Genomic DNA, 26,427 nt, shown 5'->3' with positions numbered 1-26,427 from the left:
CGATGCGCCATCGGAACATTCCGCCTTGCGCGTCTGAGCCAATCAGGTTCTCAAAGCATCCGGAATGGGATATGGATCGACGCCGCGTGGGGCCGCAAACCCGGGGGGATCATGTCCGACAATCCGCTTTTTTCCGAGCGCCTGAACCGGCGCGCGTTTCTCGGGGCATCCGCCTTGGGTGCCGCTTCCGTGGCGCTTTCGGCCTGCACAACGACGGACGTGGCGCCGCCGCCGGTGGAAGCGCCGCCGCCGCCAAGCGATTCTGCTTTCGGCGCTGCCGAAAGCATGTACGCAGCACGCGTCGACGAGGGCTACCAACTGCCGGCGATCCCGATATCCAAGCTCGATCCGAAGTTCGTGCGCCAGATCGTGACCGACCCGACCGGCGAAAAACCGGGCACCATCGTCGTCGATACGTCGGAGCATTTCCTCTATCTGGTGCGCGATGGCGGCAAGGCGATCCGTTACGGCGTCAGCCTCGGCAAGGCCGGGTTCGGCTGGACCGGCAGCGCCGTGGTCCAGGCGCGCAAGAAGTGGCCGGTGTGGACGCCGCCGCCGGAAATGATCCAGCGCCGGCCGGAACTGGCGAAATACAAGGACGGCATGCCGCCGGGACCGCAGAGCCCGCTCGGGGCGCGTGCGCTCTATTTGTTCCGCGACGGCAAGGACACGATGTACCGGCTGCACGGCACGCCGGAATGGGATTCCATCGGCAAGAACGCGTCGTCGGGCTGCGTGCGCTTCATGAACCAGGACATCATCGACCTCTACAGCAGGGTCAATGGCGTAACCCAGGTCCATGTGCGCGCGAACTTCTCGGTCGCCGGGGAGAGCTCCGCCGTGTCGAACAGGACCGCCGAGCCGATCGATGCCGGGGTGCCGAGGGATGCGGAGATCTTGAAATAGGGCGTCAGCGGTCCGCTGATCGCCGACAAAAAACGGAGGCGCCCGGCGCCTCCGTTTTTTGTCTGTCGTATGCGACTACTTCTTGGCGAGGCCCGGAAGCGTGACCTGATAGACCAGGAACATGGTGTCGACATCGGCGCCGTCTTCGGCCTTGTAGGGCGCGCCGACCTGGAAGCCGTCCTGGGCGAGGAAGTCGTTGTCGTTGCCGACGAACAGGAAATAGTCGTCGGGCAGCGCCGGATCGAGCACGCTGACCACCGACATCGCCTCCCACTTCTCCGACAGGTTGTTCTTGTCGTTCGGCTTGCCGTCATGCAGGCCGAAACGGCCGAGTTCCTTGTTGTCGTTGATGTCGATGAATGGCGTCAGCTTGGCCGGCGTGACCGACGGATCGAGCACGCCTTTGGGCGCCAGCGGCTTGTCGGCGGCATCGAAGGCGCCGCCGGCAATGTCGGTGGCGGCCGAGACGTCGACGACGAAGATCTGGCGCACCAGCGAGGTGTCGCCCTTCGCCCCCTGGCCGTTGCCGCTGTCGCGCGCCAGCATCAGGAAGGTCTTGTCGGACAGCGCCACGATCTCGCTCTGCGCGGCGACCTTGGTCTTGCCCTTGTCGTCCTTGAACACCGGCAGCGGAACGACATATTCGTGCGCCAGCTTGAGATGGGCCGGGTCGGTGGCGTCATAGACCAGCGCGCGGGTGTTCTGGCGCGTCGCGCCGGAATCGCCGCCATCCTGGCGGGGCGCGGACTGCAGCACCGCGATCAGCGACTTGCCGTCCGGGGTCAGCGCCATGCCTTCGAGGCCCTGGTTGTTCTGGCGGCCCGTCTCTGGATCCTTCGGATCGGGTTCTGCAGCGCCCGGGCCCGGATTGTCGGAGGCGAAGTTCGGCTTGCCCTTGCGCATCGGCACCAGGGCCGCCGGCGGCTGCGTTGCCGACAGCAGATGGCCCTCGGCCGAGAAGCGGTAGATGTTGGGGCCGTATTCGTCGGAGATGAACATGGTGCCGTCGGGCAGCCGCGCGATCGCCTCATTGTCGAGCGCCAGCTTGCCGTTGGCCTCGGGCAGGATCGGCAGGTCGCCGCTTGCCGCGCGCACGCCGTTGAGCGGATCGAGGCCGGTCGCATCGGCGCCCTTGTCGTCGGTGAGCAGCATGGAATCGGCAAGCGTCGCCTTGACGCCGGTCTGTTCCTGGCCGGCGGCGGGCGCGGCACCCAGTGCGGTCGGCGTGAGCTCGATACGAATAGTGTTGAGGCGCGGCCGGTAGTCGGTGGTGCCGACGACATTGTAGCCACGATCGGGCAGCAGCCAGAGCGAACCCTTGTAGCCATTGGCGTCATGCGTCCAGCTTGCGGCGTCGATCGACATGCCGGAGCCGGAGCCGAAGGTCTCGCCGAACTTGTCCTTCTGATCGGCCGGGATGCGGCCGACGCCGACCAGGCCCTTGTTGACGAAGTTGACGCCGCCAACGGTGGCGGTGCTGTCGGCAAGGGCAGGGGTCAAAGCGGTAAACAGCGCCAATGCGGCGCCGAGCGACAGGGTTCGGTGCGAGATTTTCATGGAGATCCTCTTTGTGACAAGCCTACAAGCGGCTGAGACTGCAAAGGGCTCCGCGTCGCATCGACGAAGTCGCCCCCCGCAAAGCGGTCTAGGACGCGAACATGATACTTGCGTGACAGGGTATTTCTGCCGGCCATTGGCATTCGGCGTTTGACGTGCAGAAATGGCTGCCATGCACGAAACACTCATCGCGGTCGCCGTTTTCCTCTGCCTGACGGCGGCGCCGCTGGTCAGCATGGCTGTCTATGGCAAATTGCCCGCGCATCACCGCGAGGACGACACCAACAATGTGGTACGGCTGGCCGCCAACCTGTTCGTCGTCATGACCTCGCTGGTGCTTGGTCTGATGATCAACTCGGCCAAGAACACTTTCGAGTCGATCGACCGCAACGTGCACACATATGCGACCGAGTTGATCCTTCTCGACCGGTCGCTTCGGCAATATGGGCCTGAGACCGCCGAGGTCCGTCAGCCGCTGGTCGCTTATGTGCAAAGACAGACCAACAACTGGACAGAAACCAACGAAACACCCCTCGTCGCCAACCGGCTGTCTGAACGTCTGTTGACCGAGATCAGCACACGATTGACCGCTCTGCAGCCTCCTGACGCAGCGCATGGTTCTATGCTGGAGGACGCTCGCCAGCATCTGCAGAAGGTGGTGGAACTGCGCTGGGCTTTGATTGAGCAATCGGAAGGTACCATCCCGCGGCCGCTGATCGTTATGCTCGTTGCCTGGCTGGTGCTGATCTTCGCCAGTTTCGGTTTCAGGGCGCCGCGAAATGCCATCACCATAGAGACGTTCGTCGTCTCGGCAGCGCTGATTGCCGGAGCGCTTTACCTGATCCTCGATATGGATGTGCCGTTCTCCGGCCCGATCCAGATTTCGTCGGCGCCTTTGCAGAGGGCTTTGGTCGAATTGCAGCAGTGAGGCGGAACCCCGCGGCGCTCCAGCGCATTCCTGGATACGGCTGGATTTGCCGGTCCATTTGAGGGAGGCGATATGGGTTTCGATCAGTATCACGAGCCGCCGGAAGAACTGACGCAGAAGGTGCGGACCTTTGCCCGCATGATCACGTCGCTGATCGAGGAGGCGGAGGCGATCGGCTGGTACGAACAGCGCATGTCGGTGGAAAAGGACCCGCAGGCCAAGGCGATCATGAAGAACGCGCAAGGCGAAGAGTTCAAGCATTTCGGTATGGATCTCGAATTCCTGCTGCGCCAGAAGAAAGACTGGCGGGCAGAGCTGAAGGAAATCCTGTTCACCACCGGCGACATCGTCAAGGCCGGCGAGAAGGGCGAGAAAAAGGTGGATTGAGGCCGACCGACCTACCTCCGGCCGTGATCAATCACTCTCGCGCGCGATCAGTTCCAGCGGCCAGACTTCGCGGATGATGCGTGTGCCTTCGGGGCCGGCGAAGGCGGGGAGCGAGGCCAGCAGCATTTCGGCCAGCCGCCGGCCCATGGGCTCCAAAGACGGACGGAAGGCGGTCAGCGCCGGCGAAAAGTAGCGGCAAAGCGGCGTGTCGACGATGACGATCACCGCGATGTCGTGGCCGGGCCTGATGCCCATCTCGGCCAGTGCCTTGCAGCCGCCGAGCGCCATTGCGTCATTGTTGAAGATGATGGCTGTGGGCCGGTCCTTGGAGAGCATCACGCGCGGCGTCACCTGGTAGCCTCCGGCCTCGTTGATGAAGCCGTCGGCGATCAGGCCGGGGTCGACTTCGATGCCGTGCCGCTTTAGCGCCTTGCGGTAGCCGTCGAGGAACAGGTAGCCGAAGTTGAGATCAAGCGAAGGGCGGATGGCGGCAATGCGGCGGTGGCCGCGCGCGACCAGCCGGTCGACGGCTTCATCACCCGCCCTCTCGAAATCGATATCGAGCGTAGGATAGGTGTCGTCGCCGGATTGACTTCGGCCAAGCGTGGCGAAGGGAAAGCCGGCCTTGCTGAGATAGTCGATCCGATCGTCTTCCCGCCGTGTATTGGCCAACACGACCGCGTCGGCCCGGCGCGTCTCAACCACGCGGCGCAGCCTCTCCTGCTGATATTGGCCGGGCTCACCCATGACGACCATCAGATCCAGGTCATACTCGGCGAGCCGCGCCTGCAGACCGGTCAGGAACGGGATGAAGAACGGTTCGCCATATTGCTGGTCGCCGGGATGCGGTTGCAGCATGAAGGCGATGGAACGGGTGGCGCCTTGGCGCAGACTGCGCCCGGACTGGTTGGGCGAATAGTTCAGCTGCTTGGCGGCATCGAGCACGCGCTGGCGGGTGTCGGCATTGACGTCGGCGCGGCCGTTCAGCGCCCGCGACACGGTGCCGATCGAAATGTTCAGGTGACGCGCAAGGTCGTGGATGCTGGACGCCAAGGACTTCTCTCCGCCGACCCTTGGCTAGCACCGGCTGCCGCTCAGGCCAAGGCTTTGGGATGATTTTTGCAGGCAGCCGATTGACATTCTACGCCATCGGGTGTGTTCTCGTAAACGTTTACGGAAAAACGTTTACGGTGATGCCGTGGATGCCGTGACATTCGGTCTGGAGGGACCGGACGGGAGGAATGCCGGATGATGAATGCCGTCCTCGTCGGCTGTGGTGCGATGAGCAAGGCCTGGCTCGATGCCGCAAGGCAAACCGACGGGCTCGCCATTGTCGGCCTTGTCGATCTCGACGCCGAACGGGCGCAGGCGAGGGCGCGCGAATACGGGCTGGACGGCGCCGTCATCGGCATCAGCCTCGATGCTGTACTCGACCAAACGAAGCCTGACGCCGTGTTCGACGTGGTGGTGCCCGCCGCGCGTCGCGACGTCGCCTTTGCCGCCTTTGCCCACAATTGCCATCTGCTGACGGAAAAACCGCTGGCCGACACTCCGGAAAATGCTCGCGCCATCGTCGAGGCGGCGCGCCGGGCCGGGCGCGTCCATGCCGTGGTGCAGAACCGCCGCTATGTCGCCAATGTCCGGCGCATAAGGCGCTTTCTGGACTCGGGCGCCATCGGCAAGCCGACCAGTATCCATGCCGACTTCTTCGTCGCCCCGCATTTCGGCGGTTTTCGCGAGGAGATGGCGCATGTGCTCTTGCTCGACATGGCGATCCATACGTTCGACGCCGCCCGCTACATGGTCGGCGGCGATCCCGCCGGCGTCTATTGCCAGGAATGGGAGCCGGCCAATTCCTGGTACCGGCAGGGCTCGTCGGCCAGCGCCGTCTTCGACCTCGGCGGCGGCAAGATCTTTACCTATGCCGGCTCCTGGTGCGCCGACGGTTTCCGCACCAGTTGGGAAGGCAGCTGGCGCATCGTCGCCGAGCGCGGCAGCCTCATTTGGGACGGCAATGACGGCCTGAAGGCGGAAGTGGTGGTGCCGGGCCGCGACGGGATTATCGACAAAACGCAGGCGATCGACGTGCCTGCGCTCGATCCGGCCGACCGGGTCGGCGGCCATCTCGGCATCATCAGGGATTTCATGCGCGCCATCGAGACCGGCACCGAGCCGGAAACGCGCGGCTCCGACAACATCAAAAGCCTGGCCATGGTTTTTGGCGCCATCGAGAGCGCCGAGACCGGGCGCCGGGTGGCTATCCCCACACAGGAAACACAATGATGCCAAACCCGCTTCTCGACATCCGGATTGGCACCATGGTGCGGGCCAATCTCGACGACCCGACCGCCTACATCAAACAGATCCTGCCGCTCGGCTTCGAGAGCATCCAGCCCTTCTTCTGGCAGACACTCGGCGGCAAGGATCTGCCGCGGCTCGCCGGTGAGATCCGCGAAGCGATTGGCGATGCCGATGTCAGCGTGTCCTCGCTCGGCGTGTTCGGCAATCCATTGGAGGATGGCGAGGTCGACCGCGGCGTGCTCGCCGCCTGGGAAACGGTGATCGACAATGCACATCTGTTCGGCACTTCCACGGTCAGCGGCTTCACCGGCCGTCTGCGCGGCAAGAAGCTGACCGACAGCCTGCCACGCTTCCGCGAGGTCTGGAGCCCGCTGGCAAAACGCGCCGCCGACAAGGGCGTGCGCATCGCCTTTGAAAACTGCGCCATGGACGGCAACTGGGCCGTCGGCGACTGGAACATCGCCCACAATCCCGACGCCTGGGAACTGATGTTCAATGAAGTGCCCGACGACAACCTCGGTCTCGAATGGGAGCCCTGCCATCAGCTCGTCTACCTGATCGATCCGATCCCGCAGATTCGCAAATGGGCACCGCGCATCTTCCATGTCCATGGCAAGGACGCGACGGTGCGCTGGGATGTCATCCGCGAGCATGGCGTGTTCGGCCGGCTGCCCTTCGTGCAGATGCGGACGCCGGGTTTCGGCGACAGCGACTGGACGCGGGTGATCAGCGAATTGCGGCTGGTCGGCTACAAGGGCGCCATCGACATCGAGGGCTGGCACGACCCGGTCTATCGCGGGGATCTCGAAATCACCGGCCAGGTGCGTGCGCTTGAATACCTGAAGCAATGCAGGGGAGGAGCGACCTATCTGCCGAACCCGGCGTGACGGAGCGGCCGGCGGGAGGAGCCGGCCGGAGAAGAGTACCGAGCACTGCTGACAAGCGAAATGACGAAACCCCTCGGCTCACCGAGGACAAAAGGGAGGAACGTGCATGAGCATCGCAATGAGAACGACAGTTTTGCGCTCGACCGTCGTGGCCGCCGCCACGGCGCTGTGCGCCGCCATCTCCACTTTGCCGGCGCAGGCGCTCGACGCCCAATGGTGCAAGGACGTCCATATCCGGTTCTTCGTCGGCGGCGCCGAGGGCGACGCCTTTGGTACCATCGTCTATAATGGCGCCAAGCAGGCGGCCGCCGATCTCGGGCCGAAGGTCGACTACATCTTCTCGCAGTGGGACGTCGAGAAGATGGTGCAGCAATTGCGCGAAGCCGTCGCGGTCAAGCCCAACGGCATCGCCATGATGGGCCATCCCGGCGACGCCGCGATCATGCCGCTGGCCGAGCAGGCGCACAAGGACGGCATCAAGATGATGTACCAGAACGTGCCGGTGCCGAAGGTGGTGGAAGCGTTCGGCGGCGGCTATGTCGGCGCCCAGCAGGAACAGCAGGGCCGCGCGCTCGGCGCCGAGGCGTTCAAGCTCGGCAAGCTCAAGTCCGGCGACAAGGCGATCATGATCGGCCCGTTCGAGAACGAGGCCCGCGGCGCGCGCGAGCGCGGCACGGTGGCTGCGCTCAAGGAGGCCGGCGTCGAGGTCATCCAGCTGTCGTCGCCGCCGAGCGGCGAATGGGCGTCCGACCCCAATCTGGCGATCCCGGTGATCACGGCAGCGCTCCTCAACAATCCTGACGTCAAGGCGGTCGGCTATCCCGGCGGCCAGATGCTCGGCAATGTCGCCACCTACATGCAGGCGGCAGGCCGCAAGCCCGGCGACATCTTCAATTTCGGCTTCGACACCAGCCCGCAGATCGTCGAGGCGTTCAAGGGCGGCTGGGTGCAGCTGACGGCCGACCAGCAGCCGTTCCTGCAGGGCTACCTGCCGATCCTCAGCCTCTGCCAGCAGGTGGTGCTGGGCCTGGCGCCGATGAATGTCGACACCGGCGCCGGCTTCGTCACGCCGCAGAATTACGAGATCGTCGCCGAGCTCGCCAAGCAGGCGCTGCGCTGACCTCCCAAGCTGCCGGCTGGGCCCAAGCCCAGCCGGCAGGACCGCTGGCGAGAATGCCGGCAAGCGACAATGAACGCGAGGATCGCCATGGCCGAACGCATCATCGAACTGCGCGACATCAGCAAATCCTACGGCCAGGTCTATGCGCTGGGCGGGGTCAATCTCAGCGTCGATCGCGGCGAGGTGGTCGGCCTGATTGGCGACAATGGCGCCGGCAAGTCGACGCTGATCAAGATCCTGTCCGGCGTCGTCAAGCCGACCAGCGGCGAGATCCTGGTGCGCGGCAAGCCGGTGACCGGTTGGAGTGCGGCGCGCTCACGCGACGCCGGCATCGAGACGGTGTTCCAGGACCGGGCGTTGGCTGTCCAGCAGACCATCGTGCGCAACATCTTCATGGGCCGCGAACTCACTGGCTTCATGGGCTTTTTGAAGGTCAACAAGGAGATCGAGGAGGCCAGCCGGCTGATGCGCGAGATCGGCTTCACCTCGAAGGTGTTCACGCCGCATTCGATCGTCGGCCAGCTGTCGGGCGGCGAACGCCAGGGCGTGGCGATCGCGCGCGCCATCTACAAGCAGGCGGAGCTTATCATCCTCGACGAGCCGACCACAGCACTGTCTCTGACTGAGACCGCCAAGGTGTTCCACTTCGTGCGCCAGGTGCGGGCGAGCGGCCGTTCGATCCTGTTCATCGGCCACAACATCCACCATGTCTTCGACATTGCCGACCGCTTCGTGGTGTTGGACCGCGGCAAGGTGGCGCTAACCGCCGATCGCAGCCAGGTGAAGTCGGCCGAGGATCTCATCAACTTCATGGAAGACGTTGCGCACCCCGGCGGATTGCCGGGCCTGCACGATGCCGGCGATGCGGAGAGGGCAGTGCGATGAGCAAGACCATGGAACCCGATCTGCAGAGCCCGCTCGGCGGCGAGGCAGCGCGACCCGAATGGAAACACCCGTCCGATCACTGGCTGCGCGGCTTCGTCATCGACAATCGCGCCGCACTCGGCACGCTCGCCGTGTTCATCGTCATGATGGCAGTATTCCTGATCGCCAACCCGACCGTGTTCACCACCTGGTATCTCTACAGCTCGGTGCTGACGACGCTGCCGGTCGCGTTGTTCGTGGTGGTGCCGCTGGTCTTCGTCGTCACCTGCGGCGAGATCGACCTGTCGTTTCCGGCCACCATGGGTTTTGCTTCCTGGGTGTTCGCGCTGGTGGTGCAGTCCGGCTACGACCCGTTCCTCGGCATTGCCGCAGCAATCGTCACCGGGACGCTGCTCGGCTTCCTCGTCGGCTCGCTGGTCGTCTATGGCGGGCTGTCGTCGCTGATCGCCACGCTCGGCATGAATTTTCTGCTGCGCGGCCTGATCCAGATCATCAACGAAGGCAAGTCGACGGCGCTGACCGGCCTTGCCGACAGCTGGGCCTACAAGATCTTCTCCAGCCAGGTGTGGGGCATCCCGGTGCAGATCTTCTGGGCGCTCGCCTTCGTCGTTTTGTCAGCGATGCTCTACAACCGTCACCGCTTCGGCGCGCAGGTCAGGGTGGTCGGCGACAATCCCGATAGCGCCCAGCAGATGGGCATCGACGTCAAACGCGTGCGGGTGAAAGTGTTTGTCTTTGTCGGCATAGGCGCAGCGATCGCCGGCACGTTTTCGGTGATGATCAACTTCACCTGGTGGCCGACAGCCGGAGACGGCTATCTCCTGCCGGTGCTGGCCTCGGTGTTCGTCGGCGGCACGCCGACCTGGGGCGGCATCGGCACGGTCGCCGGTGGAGCGATCGGCGCGGTCACCGTCGCCTTCATCCAGACCGGCGTGGTGGCGGCGGGGCTGAGCGGCTTCTACGTGCAGTTCTTCAACGGCCTGATCATCATCCTGTCGCTGCTCGGCCATAAGTGGAACCAGGCGCGGTACAGGTGAGGGGGTAGCCGTTAATGCGGGTCACACCGCCGCGACGAACCCGTCGAGCACGCGTTTCTGACCGGCCTTGTCGAAGTCGATGGTCAGCTTGTTGCCTTCGATGGCGGAGATGTTGCCGTTGCCGAATTTCTGGTGGAAGACGCGGTCGCCGACGCTGAAGGGTGACGGCGTGTCGGCGACGGATTTGGCGACCAGTTCGCCGTCGATGGTGCGGCCTTTGACCGAGGTGCGGCCGGCGCCGTAGCCGCTATCGGTCTCGCCATAGCCGATGCGCTCGACTTGGTGGCCGGAGCGGGTGCCCCAGTTGCGGTCGGTGGCTTCGGTGCGGTTTGCCTGCGCGCGTTGCCAGCCCGGGGTGGCATAGGTGTTGGAGAAGGCTTTGTCCTCGCCGACCGTGTCGAAGCGGGACGCGCCATAGGGGTTCTGTCGTCCGCCGCGCTGACCGCCGCGTCCGGAAGCAAAAGAACCGCCGCCATAGGCATTGCCGTAGCCGCCATAGGAGTTGCCGCTTTCGGCGACTTCGACATGGCTCTCCGGCAGTTCGTCGAGGAAGCGTGACGGGATGGTAGATTGCCACAGGCCGTGGATCAGGCGGTTCGACACGAACCAGATATGCAGGTTCTTCTTCGCCCGCGTCAGGCCGACATAGGCGAGGCGCCGTTCTTCCTCCAGGCCGGAGCGGCCGCCTTCGTCCAGCGCCCGCTGATGCGGGAACAGGCCTTCCTCCCAGCCGGGCAGGAAGACGGTCTCGAATTCGAGGCCTTTGGCCGAATGCAGCGTCATGATGCTGACGGCATCGAGCCCGGCATTCTGCTCGGCATCCATGACCAGCGCCACATGTTCGAGGAAGGAGCGCAGCGACTCATACTCCTCCATGGAACGGACCAGTTCCTTCAAATTTTCCAGCCGGCCCGGCGCTTCTGCCGAGCGGTCGTTCTTCCACATGTCGGTGTAGCCGCTCTCCTCGAGAATGGTCTCGGCGAGTTCGGTGTGCGGCGTGGTTTCCAGGGCCTTCTGCCAGCGCTCGAAATTGGCGGCGACTTCGCGCAAGGCGGCGCGCGGCTTGGGCTTCAACTCGTCGCTTTCGGCGAGATTGCCGGCCGCTTCGAGCATCGGGATGCGCAATGCACGCGCCGTGTCGTGAATCTGGCGGATGGTGGCTTCGCCCAGCCCGCGCTTCGGCACATTGACGATACGCTCGAAAGCGAGGTCGTCGCCGCCATTGGCGACGACACGGAAGAAGGCCAGCGCATCGCGGATTTCCATGCGCTCGTAGAAACGCGGGCCGCCAATGACGCGGTAGTTGAGGCCGAGGGTGATGAAGCGGTCTTCGAAGGCGCGCATCTGGAACGAGGCGCGGACAAGAATGGCCATGTCGTTGAGATTGTGCTTGGCGCGCTGGTAGGTCTCGATAGTTTCGCCGACGGCGCGTGCCTCCTCCTCGGAATCCCAGGCGGCGTGGACATGCACCTTGTTGTCTTCGGGCTCGTTGCGGTCGGTGAACAGCGTCTTGCCGAAGCGGCCCTCATTGTGGGCGATAAGATGGGAGGCGGCACCAAGGATATGCGCCGTCGAGCGATAGTTGCGCTCCAGCCGGATGATGGTGGCGCCTGGAAAATCCTTGTCGAAACGCAGGATGTTGTCGACCTCGGCGCCACGCCAGCCATAGATGGATTGGTCGTCGTCGCCGACGCAGCAGATGTTTACGGTGGCGCGCTGGGACCCCTCCCCCTTGAGGGGAGGGTGGCCGGGCGAAGCCCGGTCGGGTGGGGTCCGGTCGGCAGCGCTCGACGCCCTGGTGGTGCCTTCTGCGGCGACCCCCTCCGCCCGCTTCGCGGGCACCTCCCCCTCGAGGGGGGAGGATTGCGGCCGCTGCGCCAGCAAGCGCAGCCACATGTACTGGGCGGTGTTGGTGTCCTGGTACTCGTCGACGAGAATGTATTTGAAGCGCTTGTGGTATTCCTTGAGCACGTCCGGATTGGCGCGGAAGATGCGGATCGGGTGGCAGAGCAGATCGCCGAAGTCGCAAGCGTTCAGCGTCTGCAGCCGCTCCTGATAGGCCTTGTAGAGCTCGCGGCCCTTGCCATTGGCAAAGGCGCGGGCGTCGCCTTCGGCAATGTCGGCGGGGCCCTGGCCCTTGTTCTTCCAGCCGTCGATCATCTGCGCGAACTGCTTGGCCGGCCAGCGCTTGTCGTCGAGACCTTCGGCCTGGATCAGCTGCTTGATCAGCCGCACGACATCGTCGGTGTCGAGGATGGTGAAATCGGATTTGAGCCCGGCAAGCTCGGCATGGCGGCGCAGCAGCTTCACGCCGATCGAGTGGAAGGTGCCGAGCCACGGCATGCCCTCGACATTGCCTTCGCCGATCAGGATGCCGATGCGCTGCTTCATCTCGCGCGCGGCCTTGTTGGTGAAGGTGACCGCCAGGATCTGCGACGGGAAGGCCTTGCCGGTAGCGAGGATGTGGGCGATGCGGGTGGTCAGCACCCGCGTCTTGCCGGTCCCGGCACCGGCCAGCACGAGGACCGGGCCTTCGGTGGTTTCGACCGCCAGCCGCTGCTCGGGGTTCAACCCCTTCAGGTAGTCAGGCGCGCTGTTTTGGCCGCTGCGGGCCGCCATGGCGCGCGCGGCTATCCCCGACGGGGCCGCGGGCCGCGCATTCGGTTCGTCAAAAAAGGGCATGTCTTCCGAAAAGCCGGACATCGCCCCCGAATGTAGTGATTCGGCGGCGAAAGACCAGAAGTGTCTACGTTTTGTTCTGGTTTGGAAGCCAGATTCTCGATCGTGGTGGGAATATTATCGCTGCCGAACCCAGCCGCGCCAGTTCATTGCCTGGCATCAGGGCCAGCCGGGCCAGGATCTCGGCGACGGCATCAAGATCGTTCGCTTCGTCGTCGAGACCGATCGCGGCATGTGCTACGCCTACTTCCACCCAAAATGGTCGGTGTTGTTCGACATGGTGGCCAAGGGCGACCCGATCGCCCAGGTGCCGACCGAGATGGTCGTTGCGCATGTCCAGCGCGCGACCGGTCAAAATCTCTTGGATGTGCTGCAGCGCTGAGCCGTTGCGAAAGGCGGTCAAAGGGACCGCCTTGTTCTCACCCTATGCTGGCAGGCCAAGCTTGACACACGTGGCCTGCGGGAGAAAGCTGGCGACAGGGCAGGGGCGGCTGCCTGAGAGGCGCCGCAAAGCGCAACAGTCGAAGGAGTATCGTCTTGGCTGTGGTCATCACCTCCCTCATCCTGTTCCTCATCGGCCTGGCGCTTGGCGGCGGTGGCGTCCGGCTCGTGATGTTGGGCGGCAGCTGGTATTATGTCATCACCGGGCTCGCCTTCCTGATAACCGCCTGGCTGCTGTTCCGGCGCAAATCGACGGCGCTGTGGCTCTACGCTGCGATCGTGCTGTGCACGCTTGCCTGGGCGGTGTGGGAAATCGGCTTCGACTGGTGGGAACTCGGCCCGCGCGGCGGCGTCATCGTGCTTCTGGCGCTGTGGCTGCTGACGCCGTGGGCAAGGCAGGGCCTCACCGGCCCCGACGCGCGTGCGCCGCTCATCCTGGCCGTGCTCGCGTCGCTCGCAGTGGCTGGCTATTCGATGACCGCCGATCCCAAGGACATCGCCGGTGAGCTCAGCGCCGACAAGGTGACGCCGACCGCGGATCTCGGCGGCAATGTGCCTCCGGGCGAGTGGCACTTCTATGGCCGCACGCCCTATGGTCAGCGCTATTCGCCGCTCGACCAGATCACGCCGGACAATGTTGCCAAATTGCAGCCGGCCTGGACCTACCAGACCGGCGACGTGAAGGGTCCGGATGACATCGGCGAAACCACCTATCAGGTAACGCCGCTCAAGGTGGGCGACACGCTCTACATCTGCACGCCGCACAATTTCGCCATCGCCATCGATGCCGCGACCGGCAAGGAGAAATGGCGCTTCGACCCCAAGATCAAGCTCGACAAGGACCGCCAGCACCAGACCTGCCGTGGCGTGTCCTACTACGCCGATGCCAAGATCGCCGCTGGCCAGCCCTGCGCGACACGCGTCTATCTGCCGACCTCGGACGCGCGGCTGATCGCGCTTGATGCCGCCAATGGCCAGGTCTGCCCGTCCTTTGCCGAAGCCGGCACGCTGAACCTGTTGACCAACATGCCGTACCCGAAGTCGGGCTACTACTATTCGACATCGGCGCCGCTGATATCAGGCGGCAAGATCATCGTCGGCGGCGCGGTCAATGACAATTATTCGACCGAGGAACCGTCCGGCGTCATCCGCGCCTTCGATGTCGACACCGGCGCGCTTGTATGGAACTGGGATTCCGGTAATCCGGACCAGACGACACCGCTGGCGGCAGGCCAGACCTACACCCACAACTCGCCCAACATGTGGTCGACACCGAGCGCCGACGAGAAGCTCGGACTGCTCTACGTGCCGCTCGGCAACCAGACGCCGGACCAGCTCGGCGCCGGGCGCAGCGCCAATGTCGAAAAGTTTTCCTCCTCGATCACGGCGCTCGATCTCGCCACCGGACAATTGCGCTGGGTGCGGCAGACCGTGCATCACGACCTCTGGGACATGGACGTGCCGGCGCAGCCGACGCTGGTCGACATCACCACGGCTGCCGGCCTGGTGCCGGCGCTGGTCGGGCCGACCAAACAGGGCGACCTCTATGTGCTCGACAGGCGCAGCGGCGAGCCGATCATTCCGGTCAAGGAAGTGCCGGCACCGGGCGGCGCGATCGAGGGCGATCACACGTCACCGACGCAGCCGGTTTCGGATCTGTCCTTTAACCCGAAGCCGCTGACCGGCGCCGACATGTGGGGCATCACCATGTTCGACCAGCTGGCCTGCCGGATCGAATTCCAGGGCCTGCGTTATGAGGGCCGCTATACCCCGCCTTCCGTGCAGGGGTCGCTGATCTATCCCGGCAATTTCGGCACCTTCAACTGGGGCGGCGTCGCTGTCGATCCGGTGCGGCAGGTGATGTTCGGCATGCCGACCTATCTCGCCTTCAAATCGCAGCTCATTCCGCGCGACCAGGTGCCACCGCCGGATGAAGGTCGCGGCAGCGAACAGGGGCTCAACCGCAATGAAGGAGCGCCCTACGCAGTGGTGATGGGGCCGTTCCTGTCGCCACTCGGCGTGCCGTGCCAGGCGCCGCCATGGGGCTATGTCGCGGGCGTCGATCTCAGAACTGGCAAGATCGCCTACAAGCACCGCAACGGCACCGTCTACGACATGACGCCGCTGCCTCTGCCGCTGAAGGTCGGCGTTCCCGGCATTGGCGGACCGATGATCACCGCCGGCGGTGTCGCCTTCCTGGGCGCGGCGGTCGACGACTATCTGCGCGCCTATGATGTGACGTCGGGCAAGCAGCTCTGGCAGGCGAGGCTACCGGCAGGCGGGCAATCGACGCCGATGACCTACACCGTCGCCGATGGCCGCCAGTTCGTGGTCATCGTCGCCGGCGGCCACGGCTCGGTCGGCACCAAGCCGGGCGACTATGTGATGGCGTATACGCTGCCGAAGTAGATGGCCTAGAGTCCGAGATGGCTCTTCAGGATGCTCTGGGCGTCCGTGGTATTTCCCCTCGGCTATCAGTTAGCGGGTTTTCGAACGGCGCTGGTCGACCCGGACCTTCACCATCCGCGCGGCGGCCGCGGCAGCGGCGGAGCGCATCGCCAGCAAGCCAGCAACAGCAAGCACGAGCGCACTTGCAAGGATCGGAGTGGACAAGGTCATCAAATTTATTCCTTCTCGTCGGGCCCGCCCGACAGGCGAGCCACAGTCAGCTTCCCCTCACATTGTGGCGACAACCATCAAGATCTGCCGAAATGACCAAAATGTGATGGCTGCCCGGCGAGGAGTTTGCAAAACGTACGATCCGCCTGATGGCGGAACCGTCACTGACCCGTGACTGGACCGTGTGCGCTTGCACCCTATCTTGACCCGCGAGGTAATCCCGGAGTGACCAAGAGGTCATCTCCCACCGAGGAACACGCCATGACGAAACCCGCCGACGAAGCCGCCAAGCCTGCCATCACGACTCCTGCCATTAGCCAGGCGATGATCGACGCCTATGACGAATACACGCATCTGACGCTCGACCGCCGCCGTTTCATGGAGCAACTGACCAGGCTCGCCGGGTCGGGCGCGGCGGCGGCTGCGATCGCGCCGCTGCTGGCGGCGAACTCGGCGCAGGCGGCAATCGTCGCCGACAACGACCCGCGGGTGAAGGCTGAGGATATTACCTATCCCGGCAGCAGCGGCGAGATGAAGGGCTACCTGGTCAAGCCGGCGAGCCTGTCCGGCAAGCTCGGCACCGTCATCGTCATTCATGAAAACCGTGGGCTCAACCCGCATATCAGGGATATCGCGCGGCGCGTGGCGCTGGAAGGTTTCGTGGCGCTGGCGCCGGACTTCCTGTCGCCGCTCGGCGGCACGCCAAGTGATGAAGACAAGGCGCGCGACATGTTCACCAAGCTCGACGCCAGCCAGGTCACCGCCGATGGCCTGGCGACCATTGCCTATCTCAAGGCCGAGAAGGATGGCAACGGCAAGGTCGGCGCGGTCGGCTTCTGCTGGGGCGGCGGCGCGGTCAACGATTTGGCCGTCAACGCGCCTGAACTCGCGGCCGGCGTCGCCTACTACGGCATGCAACCGAAGGCCGAGGACGCGGCGACGATCAAGGCGGCGCTGCTGTTGCACTATGCCGGGCTCGACGAGCGCATCGACGCCGGCATCGACGCCTACAAGAAGGCGCTCGACGCCGCGCATGTCGACTACACGGTCTATGTCTATGACGGCGTCAACCATGCCTTCAACAACGACACGTCAGCCGCACGCTACGACAAGAAGGCAGCCGATCTCGCCTGGGGCCGGACGATCGCTTTCCTGAAGGAGAAGCTGGCTTAGTCGACCAGTCGACGCCCGGCGGGGCAATGAGTAGTGCAGGCCGACGTCAGGCGTGGCCGCGTTTCATGCGCGCCTGCTTCAGGATGGCGCGCCAGCGAATCATGTCGAAAGGGATCGGCTCATTGTTGTTGGCGATCTGGAAGATCTCGTTGTTGACGTTCTTCAAGGAGCGCCAGAAATCATAGTCGGTGACGCGCGGATCGGCAGCCAGCCTGTCCACTTCGACCTTGATGTCGGTTTTCATGCACGTTCCTCGAACCGCCTGTGCCCCGCCGCCCGCATCGCAACTCTTAATCAGCCCGTTCTCAAACGGTCCGCTGAGTCGTTCAATGGCTCAAATGGTTTGTTAACGTTAAAAGCTCAGTAAGGTTAACGCGGGGCCGAAAACGCTTCAAGCGCAGCGACCAGTGGATTTTGGGGACGCTGCGACTTTGGCTTGCCAGTGTGGCTTTGGAGCCCTGGCGAGGACAGAGTTCGGCTTACTTGCGTTTGATGCCGATCGAACGGCCGGCGCGTTCGGGCATCGGCAGCGCCGAATGGGCGGCGCGCATCGCTCCCACCTTGGCCTGCACGTCGGCGGGGAAGGGCGCGACTTTCGGCCCGGACATATCGACATGCAGCGACAGGGTTTCGGAGGTGGCGGCGAGCCAGCCATCGACATGGCGGATTTCCTGATAGGCCCTGAGCCGCTTGTCGTCATGGTCGATCAGCTGAAACGAGACGACGACCTTGTGCTCGAGATGCAGCTCCTGGACGTAGCAAACATGGACCTCGGCCGTGTAGATGGTGAGGCGCCGCTCCTTCACATAGTCCAGCCCCATGCCCATCGCCGCGAAGGCCTCGTCCGAACAGCGGTCGAACAGCACGTTATAATAGGCCATGTTGAGATGGCCGTTATAGTCGATCCAGTCCTTCTCGATGTCCATCGGCTTGGAGACGTACGGGGCAGGGATGGACATTGGAACTTCCTTGTTCTGGTGCTGGACCGAGTTCTGGTGCTGGACAGGCCGCGGTAGGTGAGACTACGCATCCATAATCGCATAACAAGCGTGGACGCTGGTCCATTCGCGGAGGAATTCATGGCTCTGAGCGACCTCAACCCGGTCGAACGCAACGAGGAAGGCATCGCCGCCGTGCTCGGCGTCCTCAAGCAGCAGTTCGGCGAACGTTTCCAGACCGGCGCGGCGATCCGCTCGCAGCATGCGCATACCACCACCTATATTCCGACGCAGGCGCCCGATGGCGTTGCGTTCCCGGAGACGACAGAAGAGGTGCAGGAGATCGTGCGCGCCTGCGCCGCGCACCGCGTTCCTGTCATCGCCTTCGGCGTCGGCTCCTCGCTGGAGGGGCACACCAATGCGCCGGGCGGCGGCATCTCGGTCGACACATCGCGCATGAACCGCATCCTGGCGGTCAACCCTGAGGATCTCGACTGCACGGTCGAGCCGGGTGTTACGCGGGAGGACCTGAACCGTCATCTGCGTGACACCGGCCTGTTCTTTCCGATCGATCCCGGCGCCAATGCTTCGCTGGGCGGCATGGCGGCGACGCGGGCCTCCGGCACCAATGCGGTGCGCTACGGCACGATGCGCGAGAATGTGCTGTCGCTGACGGCCGTGATGGCCGATGGCGAGACGGTAACCACCGGCAAGCGGGCGAAGAAGAGCTCGGCCGGCTACGACCTGACGCGGCTTCTGGTCGGCTCGGAAGGCACGCTCGGCATCATCACCTCGCTGACGCTGAAGCTGCAAGGCATCCCGCAGGCGATCTCCGGCGGTGTTTGTCCGTTTCCGAGCCTGGAGGCTGCCTGCAACGCTGTGATCGCGACGATCCAGATGGGCATCCCGGTGGCGCGCATCGAACTGGTCAACGCGCTGCAGATGCGGGCGATGAAGAATTATTCCAGGCTCGATTATCCCGAGAGCCCGTGCCTGTTCGTCGAATTCCATGGCAGCGATGCCGGCGTTGCCGAGCAGGCGGAAACCTTCGGCGCAATCGCCGAGGACAATGGCGGCGGGCCGTTCCTGTGGACCAGCGTCGCCGAGGAGCGGACGAAATTGTGGAAGGCCAGGCACGACGCCTACTGGGCCTCGCTGACGCTGCGGCCGGGCGCCAAGGGCCTGTCGACCGATGTCTGCGTGCCGATCTCGCGGCTGGCCGAATGCGTGGCTGAAACCGAGGCCGACATTGCCGAGATGGGCCTGGTGGCGCCGATCGTCGGTCATGCCGGCGACGGCAATTTCCACGTGCTGGTGCTGATGGATGTCAACGACCCCAAGGAGATCGCGCTGGCCGAAAAATTCGTCGCGCGGCTGAACATGCGGGCGATCGCCATGGACGGCACCTGCACTGGCGAACACGGCATCGGCCAGGGCAAGATCGGCTTCCTGCGCCACGAGCTCGGCCACGGCGTCGATATCATGCGTTCGATCAAAAAAGCGCTCGATCCGCAAGACATTATGAACCCGGGCAAGATATTACCTGCATAGCCGAAATATGAGGGGCGAGAGGGGCAATGCGGTACGGAACCAAGACTGTGGAGCTCCTGGTTATAAGGGCATCGCGCGACAAGACATTGTTGTTGCTGCTGGCCAGCCTCGTCTTTGTCCTGGGCAGCGCTTTCCTGATCTATGTCTCCAAGGACGACGACACCATCGGCCTTTGGTTGTGCATGGCCTTCTTCGGGCCTTGCGCGTTGGTGTTTGCCTGGTTGCTTGTGCGCCCACAGATGCTGGTGCTGAACGGACAAGGTTTCATTCTCAGCGGCGGTCTTGTTCGATCGCCGAAGCCGGTCCGCTGGAAAGACATTGAAGGCTTCCACGTCTATAGCTTGCCTAAAGCCGGCGAGATGATCGGGTACAATTTCGCACCGGGGGTCAAGAAGAGCTCCGTCACGCGCAGCATAACCAAAAGCCTGGGGGCCGAAGCCGCATTGCCCAAGGGCTGGCCATTTTCGCCCGAAGAGATGGCCGTGCTGCTGAACGAATATCGCCGAAGGGCCATGATGGGATAAGAACCGTGGCGCGCGCGAGCTGCGTCGTTGCGTGGGGGTCAGTAGATGCCGACATCAGAGGCGCTGTTGCCGATCGACGTGCCGTTGTCGTCCGCCGGCGCGCCCTTGCCGCATGTCTTTGCCGATGAGGGCAGGCTGCTCATTGCCTATATTGCCAACAGCCCGGATCCAGAATTCGACGGCACCAATCCGCGCTCGATTTCGTCCGCGACTGCCGGCCAATCGATCGCCATCCTGACGGCGGATCCCTATCTGGCGTTGCAATTCGGCCCGCCAAACGACGAAGCCATCAGCGGGCATCGTCTCTATGGACTTGGCCTGCGGCCATATTCCGCGTTCGAAGTCCGCAACTCCTACTGGATCGCCTCCTTCGAGAAGGCAAACCGGGTTCATTCGTCCCACACACCAGATTTGTTTTCCGGCTATCGGCACTTCATCCTGACGTTCCAGGATTCGACACTGGAATTCATTGCAAGGAGCTTTTCGGTCAGCCTTCGTCAGGGGGCGGTCCTGCCGACGCTGATGGAGTCGATCGGATCTCAGTGATCGGGCGCACTGGAATGGGCCAACTGCAATGTGTCTGCCAAGGAGATTGCCTCTTTATCGACACGCTGATGCAGGTAGAGTGCAGTTGGCTTTCAATCAACCCTTTCGGAGCTGATGCTCGCACGCCTGTTCGTGATCTTCGGTGGCTTGTTCGTGCTGGTGCTGGTTGCGGCGCTGGTGGTGCCGTATTTTATCGACTGGACCGGCTACCGCGCCGAGTTCGAGCGCGAGGCGAGCGCCATTCTCGGCCGCAAGGTGACGGTGCAGGGCGACGCCACGGCAAGGCTGTTGCCGTTCCCCTCGGTGACGTTCTCCAACGTCACCGTCGCCGGCGGTCCCGGCGGCCAGCCGGCAATGACCGTCGAGACTTTTTCGATGGACGCGGAGCTGGCGCCGTTCCTGCGCGGCGAGGTGCTGATCTTCGACATGCGGCTGGTGCACCCCAAGGCGATGATCGACATCGCCGACAACGGCACGGTCGACTGGGCGATGCGGCCGTCCTCGCCCTTCGACCTCAACCAGATCTCGATCGAAAAGCTGACGGTGACGGAGGGAGAGATTGCGCTGCGCCATGCCGCCGGCGGGCGCAGCCATCTGATTTCTCAGGTCAATTCGACCATCTCGGCCAAGTCGCTGGCCGGTCCGTGGCGCATGGACGGCACATTGCTGCTCGACGGCCTGCGCTCGACGGTCGTCGCTTCGACGGGGAAGGCCGAGGGCAATGGCCAGATGCGGCTGAGGCTCAAGATCGATCCCGATGCCTATCCGCTGGTCGTCGAGACCGACGGCAATGCCGGCATCGTCAACGGGGCCGCCGTCTACTCCGGCCAGTTCAAGATTTCCGGTGCCGACAAGAACGACAAAAATCCGGTCGAGCTGCGCGGCAGCAATGGCGAGATTGTTGAGATCAATACGGGCAAAGTCAGCGCCGGCAAGCCCGATCCGGGGTTTCGGCTGAACGGCAAGTTCTCGCTCGATCACCAGAAACTCGGCGTCGACGAATTCCGTTTCGAGACCGGGCCGCTCGACAATCCCTATACCGCCGACGGCAGGGCTTCTGTCGATCTCGGGCAGAAGCCGAGCTTCGCGATCGAGGCCAATGGCGCACAGGTGCAATTGGACGAGGCGGTGGGCGCCGGGAAGGGCACCGGCCTGACACTGGATCAGCGCATTGCCGGGATAGAGCAGGCGCTGCTCGACCTGCCGAAACCGACCATACCCGGCACCGTCGAGGTCAAGCTGCCTGCGGTGGTGGCCGGCGACACCACGGTGCGCGACGTGCATCTCTCGGCCGAGCCGGTCGAGGGTGGCTGGTCGGTGAAGTCGATGGCTGCGACCTTGCCCGGGCGCACCACGCTGGAAGCCAGCGGCATGCTCAGCGTCGAGGATCATTTCGGTTTCAGCGGCTCCATGCTGCTGGCGGTGGCGCAGCCTTCCGGCTTTGCCGCCTGGCTGTCGAAGGATGTCGACGAGGCGATCCGCCGCCTGCCTGCCGCCGGCTTCAAGGCCAAGGTCGATCTGTCGGAGAAGCGCCAGGCGTTCAGCGATCTCGAACTGATCCTCGGCAAGGCAAAGTTTTCCGGCCGCATCGATTCCAGCCAGCCCGACGACGCCAAGCCGTCGGTGCTGATGCGGCTCACGGGCGGCGAACTCGACGTCGACGGCCTGACGGCGTTCGCCTCGATCTTCGTCAGCGACAAGGGCGCCAACCGCTTTTCCGACCGCGACCTCGATTTCCAGATCAAGGCCGGGCCGGTCAGCGCCGGCGGGCTGACTGCCGACACCGTCGATACCGCGCTCAGGCTGCGCGACGGGCTCCTCGAAATCGACCGGCTGTCGATTGGCGGCCTTGCCGGCACGTCGATCAGCGCCACCGGCCGGGTCAAGGATTTCCCGGCCAGCCCGACCGGCAAGCTCGACGCCTCGGTGGTCGCCGTCGATCTGAAGCCGCTGATCGACATCGCCGCGCAACACTATCCCGACAATGAGGTGCTGAAGGGATTGGCAAGCCGCACTTCCGCCTATCCCGAGCTGTTCCAGGACGCGCGAGTCGATCTGGTGGCAAGTGCCGCCGACAATGGTGACGGCACGACGGGGCTGGCGGTGAGCGGGCAAGGCAAGGCAGGTGGTTCGGCCTTTTCGGCGTCGCTGTCGGGCAAGGGCGCCGTCGGCCAGTTGCTCGAGGCGCCGGTGACGCTGACCTTCAACGCCAAAAACCCCGACGCCACAGCACTGCTGGCGCTTTATGGCTTGCCGGCGCTGCCGCTCGGCATGCTCGGCCAGGCAAGTACCGACATCTCGGCGAAAGGCACGCTTGGCGGCGGTCTGGCGACGAGCTTCAACCTCGCTGCCGATGATTTCAAGGCAACGTTCGACGGCACCGTCGCCGAAAGTCCGCAAGGCGCGACCGTCAAGGGCAAGATCGGCCTCGACGCCTCCGATATCGAGCCTTGGCTGATGACTACCGGAGTCGGCCTGCCGGGCATGGGCACGGGCACCTCGACCTCGCTCAGCGCGGATGCCGATTTCGGCAGTGGCCTTCTGGTGCTGAGCGGTCTCAGCGGGTCGATCAACGAAGCGGCGGTGTCCGGTGACATCAATCTCGACGTGAAGCAGGGCCTGCCGCACCTTGCCGGTGCGCTGGCGCTCGACGAACTCGACCTCGACCCAATGGCGGTGGCGCTGTTCGGCGACCAGTCCTTCGTCGCCGGCAACGGCAACTGGCCGACGGCGCCGTTCAGCCAGAAGTCCAGCCTGCCGTTCACCGCCGACCTGGATTTAACGACAGCCACGCTTGCCGCCGGACCGCTGGCGACAGCGTACGACGCGTCGCTGTCGCTAAAACTCGACCAGGAAGGTATCCGCGTTTCCGACCTGAAGGCAAAGCTGCTCGGCGGCGCGCTCACCGGGCTGTTCGAGTTGAAGAACACCGACGGCACCGGGCTGTTCTCCGGTCAGATGAGGCTTGCCGGCGCCGATCTCACGACCGTGCTGCCCAATGCTGGCCTGAGCGGCAGTGGCGATTTCTCGACTGGCCTGTCGACCAGCGGCAAGTCCGTCGATGCGATGATCGCGGCACTCTCCGGCTCCGGCACGGCGGCGCTGAAAGGCCTGACCATTGCCGGCGTCAATCCCGATGCCTTCGGCGCCTTGATCGCCAAGGCCGATACGATCGGGCGCGACATCGACGTGGCCAAGACCGCGAGCTTTGCGCCTGACATTGCCGGCGACGGCAGTTTTGCCGCCGGCGATACCGACATCGCCTTCACGGTTGCCGGCGGTACGCTGAGGGCGCCGCCGGTCAAGCTGGAAAACGCCGGCGCGGCATTGTCCGCCGACATCACGGCGGACCTGAACACCAGCACCGTCGCCGCCAGGGGTACGATCACCTACAAGCCCGGCGACGAGGCGCTGGTCGGGTCGGATCCCTCGGTCAATTTCAGCGTCGACGGGCCGTTCGGCGCGATGAAGAAGCAGTTCGACAGCGAGCCGCTGGCGCAGTTTTTGACCCAGCGCGCGCTGGAGAAGGAACAGCAGCGGGTCGAGGCGATGCAGGCCGCACTGCTCGAGAAGCAGCGCTTGCGGCGCGAGGTGCGCTACTACGCTGCGCTACAGACCGAACGTGACAACGCGGCTGAAGAATTGCGCAAGCAGGAGGAAGCGGCGCGGCTGAAAGCCGAGGCCGATGCCAGGGCGAAAGCTGAAGCCGACGCAAAAGCGCAGGCCGAAGCGGAGGCTAAGGCCAAGGCAGATGCCGACGCGAAGGCGCAGGCCGAGCAGCAAGCTGCCGAAGACGCCGCCAAGGCCGAAGCCGAACGGAAGAAGGCTGAGCAAGCGATGCGGATTGCTTCGCAGGAAAAGGCCAGGCTGGAGGCCGAACGCAAGGCTCAGGAGCAGGCGCCGAAGGTCGACCGCTCACTGCCGGGCGTCAATGACGGTACCGCCCCGGCGCCGCCAAGGCCCAAGACAAATCCATTCTCGGTCGACAATCTGCTGAAGTCGCTGGGCAACTAGCCCAGTTCAACGCATCCCGCGCTTGGCCCAGTCCAGCACGTGGAGCCTGAGCGCCGAGGACAAATTGGCGTCGCGCGGCCTTGTCTCGTCGATTTCGGCGACAAGGGCCGCAAGCGTCAGCTTTCGCGCTGCGGCGATGGCGACGAGATCGTCATAGAAGGGTTTTTCGAGCGAATAGCTGGTGCGGTGGCCGCGGATCGTCACCGAGCGTTTTTCGACCGGGCTCACCGCAGGCTGCCCATCAATCGCCCTGATCTTCCGGGCGTTCGCGGCGATGGCCGGCGACGAACTTCTCGGCCTTATCTGATGTCAGCCGGTCGCGGGTTTTTTCGGCTTTGGAACGGCCGTGCAGAGCGCGGTTCTCGCCGGCGAGCTTTTCTTTTTCGGCGCGCGCCTTCTGCTTGCGGACCTGGCGAAGATTGACGATTTCGCCCATGTCGTGGCTCGTCGGCTACTTCTTGCGGAAGGCGTCGAGCGACACGACGTCGGCGCCCTTGCCGGCATCGGCCACGGCGGGCTTTTTCTCGGCGTCAGCAGCTGCCTTCTTCTCGGCCTTCGGCTTTTTCTCGGAAACGATGGCCAAGGACTCGGGAGCCGGCTGTGCCGGCGCTTCGTCTTCGGCGGAAATGTCTGTCTTGACGTCGAATTCGAGTTCGAAATTGACCGACGGGTCGTAGAAGCCGCGCACGGCCGAGAACGGGATTTCGAGTTTCTCCGGCACATCGGAGAAGGACAGGCCGACCTCGAAGCCGGTATCGGTGACCTTGAGGTCCCAATACTGGAACTGGATGACAATGGTCATCTGTTCGGGATAGCGCTCGCGCAGCCTGGAAGACACGCGCACGCCCGGCGCGCCGGTCAGGAAGGTGATGAAGAAATGATGATTGCCGGGAAGGCCGGTGCGCGCGACTTCGGCCAGCACCTTGCGCATGACGCCGCGCAACGCCTCCTGGGCCAGAATGTCGTAGCGGATGTGGTCGTCGGCCATGTGCTGGTCGGGTTCCGTTGAATCGTCCGCATAGCTGTAATCAAGCTTGAGGGCGGCGTAAACCGGATATAGATCGCTGATGCGCCGAAGCGAGGCCCATCAATGACGATTTGATCGCTGGCTTTGATTCGTTCAGGCGCTGGCCAGCTGCTTTTCCACCGCCGCTGCGGATCTACGCTTGCCGAAGGCGCGCAGGAAGGTGCGCACGCCGTGGGTGGCGGATTGCAGCACTTCATCTTCCGAAGGCGTGCCGCCGAGCATGAAGGTGGTCTGCAGTTCGGCGTTGGCCAGCGCCAGGAACTGGCGCGCGGCGACATCGGGATCGTCGACCGCGAGGTGGCCGGCATGGGCGAGGCGGGCGAAACGGGCGGCAAGTGCGGGCCAGGTCCGGCCTGGACCCTGGTCGCGCCACTCGGCGAATAGTTCGGGATAGCGCTCGCCTTCGGTCTGGATCAGCTTGCGCAGGAAGCGTCCGTCGCGATTGCAGATGCAGTTCTGGTTCATGCGCACGGCGAAGCCGATCAAATCGACTTCGAGATCCCTGGGCTGATCGGGGAAGCTGGCGAAGGTGGCGAAGATGCCGGCATTGCAGCGCTCGGTCAGGTCGCGCACCACGGCCATGAAAAGCTTTTCCTTGTCGCGGTGGTGATTGTAGATGGTCTGGCGCGAGACGCCGGCCTCCGCAGCGATCAGGTCGATATTGGCGCCGGCAAAGCCTTCGCGGCAAAACACCGAGGCCGCCGCATCGATGATCGACATACGCTTGGCCTCGTGGCCGCGCGGCGGGAAAATGTCAGGAGAAACGGCAGGCTTCATAAAAATCTATATAGAGGTGATTGACGAATTAGACAAGACTGTCTAAATTTGTGGACATAAGAAAACGGAAATCCACTCCAAGGGATGAATGAATTCGCCCCGGGATGTCGGATTTCCACGGGATGGAACG

25 protein-coding genes are annotated in these 26,427 nt (G+C 64.0%); 15 read left to right on the top strand and 10 right to left on the bottom strand.

Going from position 1 to position 26,427, the window contains the following annotated elements; all coding sequences use genetic code 11:
• Window positions 1-111: 111 nt before the first annotated feature.
• Window positions 112-906, top strand: coding sequence for a L,D-transpeptidase (locus tag AC1DXM_RS01935; RefSeq protein WP_477231499.1), 795 nt, complete (start codon window positions 112-114; stop codon window positions 904-906).
• Window positions 907-981: 75 nt separating this feature from the next.
• Here the strand turns inward: AC1DXM_RS01935 and AC1DXM_RS01930 are convergent, their stop codons facing one another.
• Entirely contained in the window at window positions 982-2,463 is a 1,482-nt protein-coding gene (locus AC1DXM_RS01930; RefSeq protein WP_477231498.1) for an esterase-like activity of phytase family protein, read from the bottom strand.
• A 172-nt stretch (window positions 2,464-2,635) separates the two neighbouring features.
• Between AC1DXM_RS01930 and AC1DXM_RS01925 the strand changes: the two genes are divergently transcribed.
• Both AC1DXM_RS01925 and AC1DXM_RS01920 read left to right on the top strand, forming a co-directional pair.
• Window positions 2,636-3,391: a bestrophin-like domain gene (locus tag AC1DXM_RS01925; protein WP_477231497.1), complete on the top strand. Its 756-nt coding sequence runs from the start codon at window positions 2,636-2,638 to the stop codon at window positions 3,389-3,391.
• Window positions 3,392-3,463: 72 nt separating this feature from the next.
• Complete coding sequence (locus AC1DXM_RS01920; protein ID WP_192258424.1) at window positions 3,464-3,778, top strand: ferritin family protein; 315 nt, start codon at window positions 3,464-3,466, stop codon at window positions 3,776-3,778.
• 27 nt (window positions 3,779-3,805) lie between these two features.
• On the opposite strand, the gene AC1DXM_RS01915 is transcribed toward AC1DXM_RS01920, so the two are convergent.
• Window positions 3,806-4,831, bottom strand: a complete 1,026-nt coding sequence (locus AC1DXM_RS01915; RefSeq protein WP_477231496.1) for a LacI family DNA-binding transcriptional regulator — start codon at window positions 4,829-4,831, stop codon at window positions 3,806-3,808.
• Between the two features lie 195 nt (window positions 4,832-5,026).
• Between AC1DXM_RS01915 and AC1DXM_RS01910 the strand changes: the two genes are divergently transcribed.
• From AC1DXM_RS01910 to AC1DXM_RS01890, 5 genes are all read left to right on the top strand, one after another.
• Window positions 5,027-6,061 carry a Gfo/Idh/MocA family protein gene (locus AC1DXM_RS01910; RefSeq protein WP_477231495.1) on the top strand — a complete coding sequence of 345 codons (1,035 nt, stop codon included), beginning with the start codon at window positions 5,027-5,029 and terminating at the stop codon, window positions 6,059-6,061.
• Window positions 6,058-6,966 carry a sugar phosphate isomerase/epimerase family protein gene (locus AC1DXM_RS01905; RefSeq protein ID WP_477231494.1) on the top strand — a complete coding sequence of 303 codons (909 nt, stop codon included), beginning with the start codon at window positions 6,058-6,060 and terminating at the stop codon, window positions 6,964-6,966. Before AC1DXM_RS01910 ends, AC1DXM_RS01905 begins: the two co-directional genes overlap by 4 nt.
• 106 nt (window positions 6,967-7,072) lie before the next feature.
• Window positions 7,073-8,086 (top strand): substrate-binding domain-containing protein, encoded by a 1,014-nt coding sequence (locus AC1DXM_RS01900; protein ID WP_112560418.1) that lies wholly within the window; start codon window positions 7,073-7,075, stop codon window positions 8,084-8,086.
• A gap of 87 nt (window positions 8,087-8,173) precedes the next feature.
• Window positions 8,174-8,971 (top strand): ATP-binding cassette domain-containing protein, encoded by a 798-nt coding sequence (locus AC1DXM_RS01895; protein ID WP_477231950.1) that lies wholly within the window; start codon window positions 8,174-8,176, stop codon window positions 8,969-8,971.
• The gene (locus tag AC1DXM_RS01890) at window positions 8,968-10,008 is read left to right on the top strand and encodes an ABC transporter permease (protein ID WP_477231493.1); all 1,041 of its coding nucleotides are present in this window, start codon (window positions 8,968-8,970) and stop codon (window positions 10,006-10,008) included. The genes AC1DXM_RS01895 and AC1DXM_RS01890 overlap by 4 nt, the downstream gene beginning before the upstream one ends.
• Before the next feature lie 21 nt (window positions 10,009-10,029).
• Here AC1DXM_RS01890 and AC1DXM_RS01885 read toward each other — a convergent pair whose 3' ends face one another.
• Window positions 10,030-12,711 (bottom strand): ATP-dependent helicase, encoded by a 2,682-nt coding sequence (locus tag AC1DXM_RS01885; protein ID WP_477231492.1) that lies wholly within the window; start codon window positions 12,709-12,711, stop codon window positions 10,030-10,032.
• On the opposite strand from AC1DXM_RS01885, the gene AC1DXM_RS01880 reads away from it, so the two are divergent.
• Window positions 12,626-13,069, top strand: coding sequence for a hypothetical protein (locus tag AC1DXM_RS01880; protein WP_477231976.1), 444 nt, complete (start codon window positions 12,626-12,628; stop codon window positions 13,067-13,069). The two genes, AC1DXM_RS01885 and AC1DXM_RS01880, sit on opposite strands and share 86 nt — an antisense overlap.
• A gap of 155 nt (window positions 13,070-13,224) precedes the next feature.
• Window positions 13,225-15,537, top strand: coding sequence for a glucose/quinate/shikimate family membrane-bound PQQ-dependent dehydrogenase (locus AC1DXM_RS01875; RefSeq protein WP_477231491.1), 2,313 nt, complete (start codon window positions 13,225-13,227; stop codon window positions 15,535-15,537).
• A gap of 69 nt (window positions 15,538-15,606) precedes the next feature.
• Here AC1DXM_RS01875 and AC1DXM_RS01870 read toward each other — a convergent pair whose 3' ends face one another.
• Window positions 15,607-15,747: a hypothetical protein gene (locus AC1DXM_RS01870; protein WP_477231490.1), complete on the bottom strand. Its 141-nt coding sequence runs from the start codon at window positions 15,745-15,747 to the stop codon at window positions 15,607-15,609.
• A 261-nt stretch (window positions 15,748-16,008) separates the two neighbouring features.
• Here AC1DXM_RS01870 and AC1DXM_RS01865 point away from each other — a divergent pair, with 261 nt between their 5' ends.
• Window positions 16,009-16,920, top strand: coding sequence for a dienelactone hydrolase family protein (locus tag AC1DXM_RS01865; RefSeq protein WP_477231489.1), 912 nt, complete (start codon window positions 16,009-16,011; stop codon window positions 16,918-16,920).
• 46 nt (window positions 16,921-16,966) lie between these two features.
• Here AC1DXM_RS01865 and AC1DXM_RS01860 read toward each other — a convergent pair whose 3' ends face one another.
• Together AC1DXM_RS01860 and AC1DXM_RS01855 are read right to left on the bottom strand one after the other, a co-directional pair.
• Window positions 16,967-17,164, bottom strand: a complete 198-nt coding sequence (locus tag AC1DXM_RS01860) for a hypothetical protein (RefSeq protein WP_112394615.1) — start codon at window positions 17,162-17,164, stop codon at window positions 16,967-16,969.
• A gap of 235 nt (window positions 17,165-17,399) precedes the next feature.
• Window positions 17,400-17,879: a thioesterase family protein gene (locus AC1DXM_RS01855; RefSeq protein ID WP_477231488.1), complete on the bottom strand. Its 480-nt coding sequence runs from the start codon at window positions 17,877-17,879 to the stop codon at window positions 17,400-17,402.
• A gap of 120 nt (window positions 17,880-17,999) precedes the next feature.
• Here AC1DXM_RS01855 and AC1DXM_RS01850 point away from each other — a divergent pair, with 120 nt between their 5' ends.
• The 4 genes from AC1DXM_RS01850 to AC1DXM_RS01835 all read left to right on the top strand — a co-directional run bounded on the left by AC1DXM_RS01850 (window position 18,000) and on the right by AC1DXM_RS01835 (window position 24,493).
• Window positions 18,000-19,409, top strand: a complete 1,410-nt coding sequence (locus tag AC1DXM_RS01850; protein ID WP_477231487.1) for an FAD-binding oxidoreductase — start codon at window positions 18,000-18,002, stop codon at window positions 19,407-19,409.
• Window positions 19,410-19,435: 26 nt separating this feature from the next.
• A complete protein-coding gene (locus AC1DXM_RS01845) occupies window positions 19,436-19,933 on the top strand; it encodes an STM3941 family protein (protein WP_477231486.1) in 498 nt (165 codons plus the stop codon).
• 45 nt (window positions 19,934-19,978) lie between these two features.
• The gene (locus tag AC1DXM_RS01840; RefSeq protein ID WP_477231485.1) at window positions 19,979-20,479 is read left to right on the top strand and encodes a hypothetical protein; all 501 of its coding nucleotides are present in this window, start codon (window positions 19,979-19,981) and stop codon (window positions 20,477-20,479) included.
• Between the two features lie 114 nt (window positions 20,480-20,593).
• A complete protein-coding gene (locus tag AC1DXM_RS01835) occupies window positions 20,594-24,493 on the top strand; it encodes an AsmA family protein (RefSeq protein ID WP_477231484.1) in 3,900 nt (1,299 codons plus the stop codon).
• 6 nt (window positions 24,494-24,499) lie between these two features.
• Here the strand turns inward: AC1DXM_RS01835 and AC1DXM_RS01830 are convergent, their stop codons facing one another.
• From AC1DXM_RS01830 to AC1DXM_RS01815, 4 genes are all read right to left on the bottom strand, one after another.
• Window positions 24,500-24,721, bottom strand: coding sequence for a ribbon-helix-helix domain-containing protein (locus tag AC1DXM_RS01830; RefSeq protein WP_112560429.1), 222 nt, complete (start codon window positions 24,719-24,721; stop codon window positions 24,500-24,502).
• Between the two features lie 13 nt (window positions 24,722-24,734).
• Entirely contained in the window at window positions 24,735-24,929 is a 195-nt protein-coding gene (locus AC1DXM_RS01825) for a DUF4169 family protein (RefSeq protein ID WP_477231483.1), read from the bottom strand.
• Window positions 24,930-24,944: 15 nt separating this feature from the next.
• Complete coding sequence (locus tag AC1DXM_RS01820; RefSeq protein ID WP_477231482.1) at window positions 24,945-25,481, bottom strand: SspB family protein; 537 nt, start codon at window positions 25,479-25,481, stop codon at window positions 24,945-24,947.
• Window positions 25,482-25,613: 132 nt separating this feature from the next.
• Window positions 25,614-26,297: a TetR/AcrR family transcriptional regulator gene (locus AC1DXM_RS01815; protein ID WP_477231481.1), complete on the bottom strand. Its 684-nt coding sequence runs from the start codon at window positions 26,295-26,297 to the stop codon at window positions 25,614-25,616.
• Window positions 26,298-26,427: the final 130 nt, after the last annotated feature.

The sequence above is a fragment of the Mesorhizobium sp. P3_A2 genome (genome assembly GCF_056403115.1).
The sequence above is the reverse complement of the archived record's forward strand: the minus strand, read 5'-3'. Positions and strand labels throughout refer to the sequence as shown.

What these genes read in the sequence shown, in the direction of transcription:
- AC1DXM_RS01815 (WP_477231481.1), bottom strand. Translation starts at nt 26,297, where the DNA reads ATGAAGCCTGCCGTTTCTCCTGACATTTTCCCGCCGCGCGGCCACGAG.
- AC1DXM_RS01890 (WP_477231493.1), top strand. Translation starts at nt 8,968, where the DNA reads ATGAGCAAGACCATGGAACCCGATCTGCAGAGCCCGCTCGGCGGCGAG.
- AC1DXM_RS01850 (WP_477231487.1), top strand. Translation starts at nt 18,000, where the DNA reads ATGGCTCTGAGCGACCTCAACCCGGTCGAACGCAACGAGGAAGGCATC.
- AC1DXM_RS01855 (WP_477231488.1), bottom strand. Translation starts at nt 17,879, where the DNA reads ATGTCCATCCCTGCCCCGTACGTCTCCAAGCCGATGGACATCGAGAAG.
- AC1DXM_RS01925 (WP_477231497.1), top strand. Translation starts at nt 2,636, where the DNA reads ATGCACGAAACACTCATCGCGGTCGCCGTTTTCCTCTGCCTGACGGCG.
- AC1DXM_RS01885 (WP_477231492.1), bottom strand. Translation starts at nt 12,711, where the DNA reads ATGTCCGGCTTTTCGGAAGACATGCCCTTTTTTGACGAACCGAATGCG.
- AC1DXM_RS01935 (WP_477231499.1), top strand. Translation starts at nt 112, where the DNA reads ATGTCCGACAATCCGCTTTTTTCCGAGCGCCTGAACCGGCGCGCGTTT.
- AC1DXM_RS01820 (WP_477231482.1), bottom strand. Translation starts at nt 25,481, where the DNA reads ATGGCCGACGACCACATCCGCTACGACATTCTGGCCCAGGAGGCGTTG.
- AC1DXM_RS01910 (WP_477231495.1), top strand. Translation starts at nt 5,027, where the DNA reads ATGATGAATGCCGTCCTCGTCGGCTGTGGTGCGATGAGCAAGGCCTGG.
- AC1DXM_RS01835 (WP_477231484.1), top strand. Translation starts at nt 20,594, where the DNA reads ATGCTCGCACGCCTGTTCGTGATCTTCGGTGGCTTGTTCGTGCTGGTG.
- AC1DXM_RS01905 (WP_477231494.1), top strand. Translation starts at nt 6,058, where the DNA reads ATGATGCCAAACCCGCTTCTCGACATCCGGATTGGCACCATGGTGCGG.
- AC1DXM_RS01930 (WP_477231498.1), bottom strand. Translation starts at nt 2,463, where the DNA reads ATGAAAATCTCGCACCGAACCCTGTCGCTCGGCGCCGCATTGGCGCTG.
- AC1DXM_RS01900 (WP_112560418.1), top strand. Translation starts at nt 7,073, where the DNA reads ATGAGCATCGCAATGAGAACGACAGTTTTGCGCTCGACCGTCGTGGCC.
- AC1DXM_RS01860 (WP_112394615.1), bottom strand. Translation starts at nt 17,164, where the DNA reads ATGAAAACCGACATCAAGGTCGAAGTGGACAGGCTGGCTGCCGATCCG.
- AC1DXM_RS01845 (WP_477231486.1), top strand. Translation starts at nt 19,436, where the DNA reads ATGCGGTACGGAACCAAGACTGTGGAGCTCCTGGTTATAAGGGCATCG.
- AC1DXM_RS01840 (WP_477231485.1), top strand. Translation starts at nt 19,979, where the DNA reads ATGCCGACATCAGAGGCGCTGTTGCCGATCGACGTGCCGTTGTCGTCC.
- AC1DXM_RS01870 (WP_477231490.1), bottom strand. Translation starts at nt 15,747, where the DNA reads ATGACCTTGTCCACTCCGATCCTTGCAAGTGCGCTCGTGCTTGCTGTT.
- AC1DXM_RS01895 (WP_477231950.1), top strand. Translation starts at nt 8,174, where the DNA reads ATGGCCGAACGCATCATCGAACTGCGCGACATCAGCAAATCCTACGGC.
- AC1DXM_RS01920 (WP_192258424.1), top strand. Translation starts at nt 3,464, where the DNA reads ATGGGTTTCGATCAGTATCACGAGCCGCCGGAAGAACTGACGCAGAAG.
- AC1DXM_RS01825 (WP_477231483.1), bottom strand. Translation starts at nt 24,929, where the DNA reads ATGGGCGAAATCGTCAATCTTCGCCAGGTCCGCAAGCAGAAGGCGCGC.
- AC1DXM_RS01865 (WP_477231489.1), top strand. Translation starts at nt 16,009, where the DNA reads ATGACGAAACCCGCCGACGAAGCCGCCAAGCCTGCCATCACGACTCCT.
- AC1DXM_RS01880 (WP_477231976.1), top strand. Translation starts at nt 12,626, where the DNA reads ATGGCGCGCGCGGCTATCCCCGACGGGGCCGCGGGCCGCGCATTCGGT.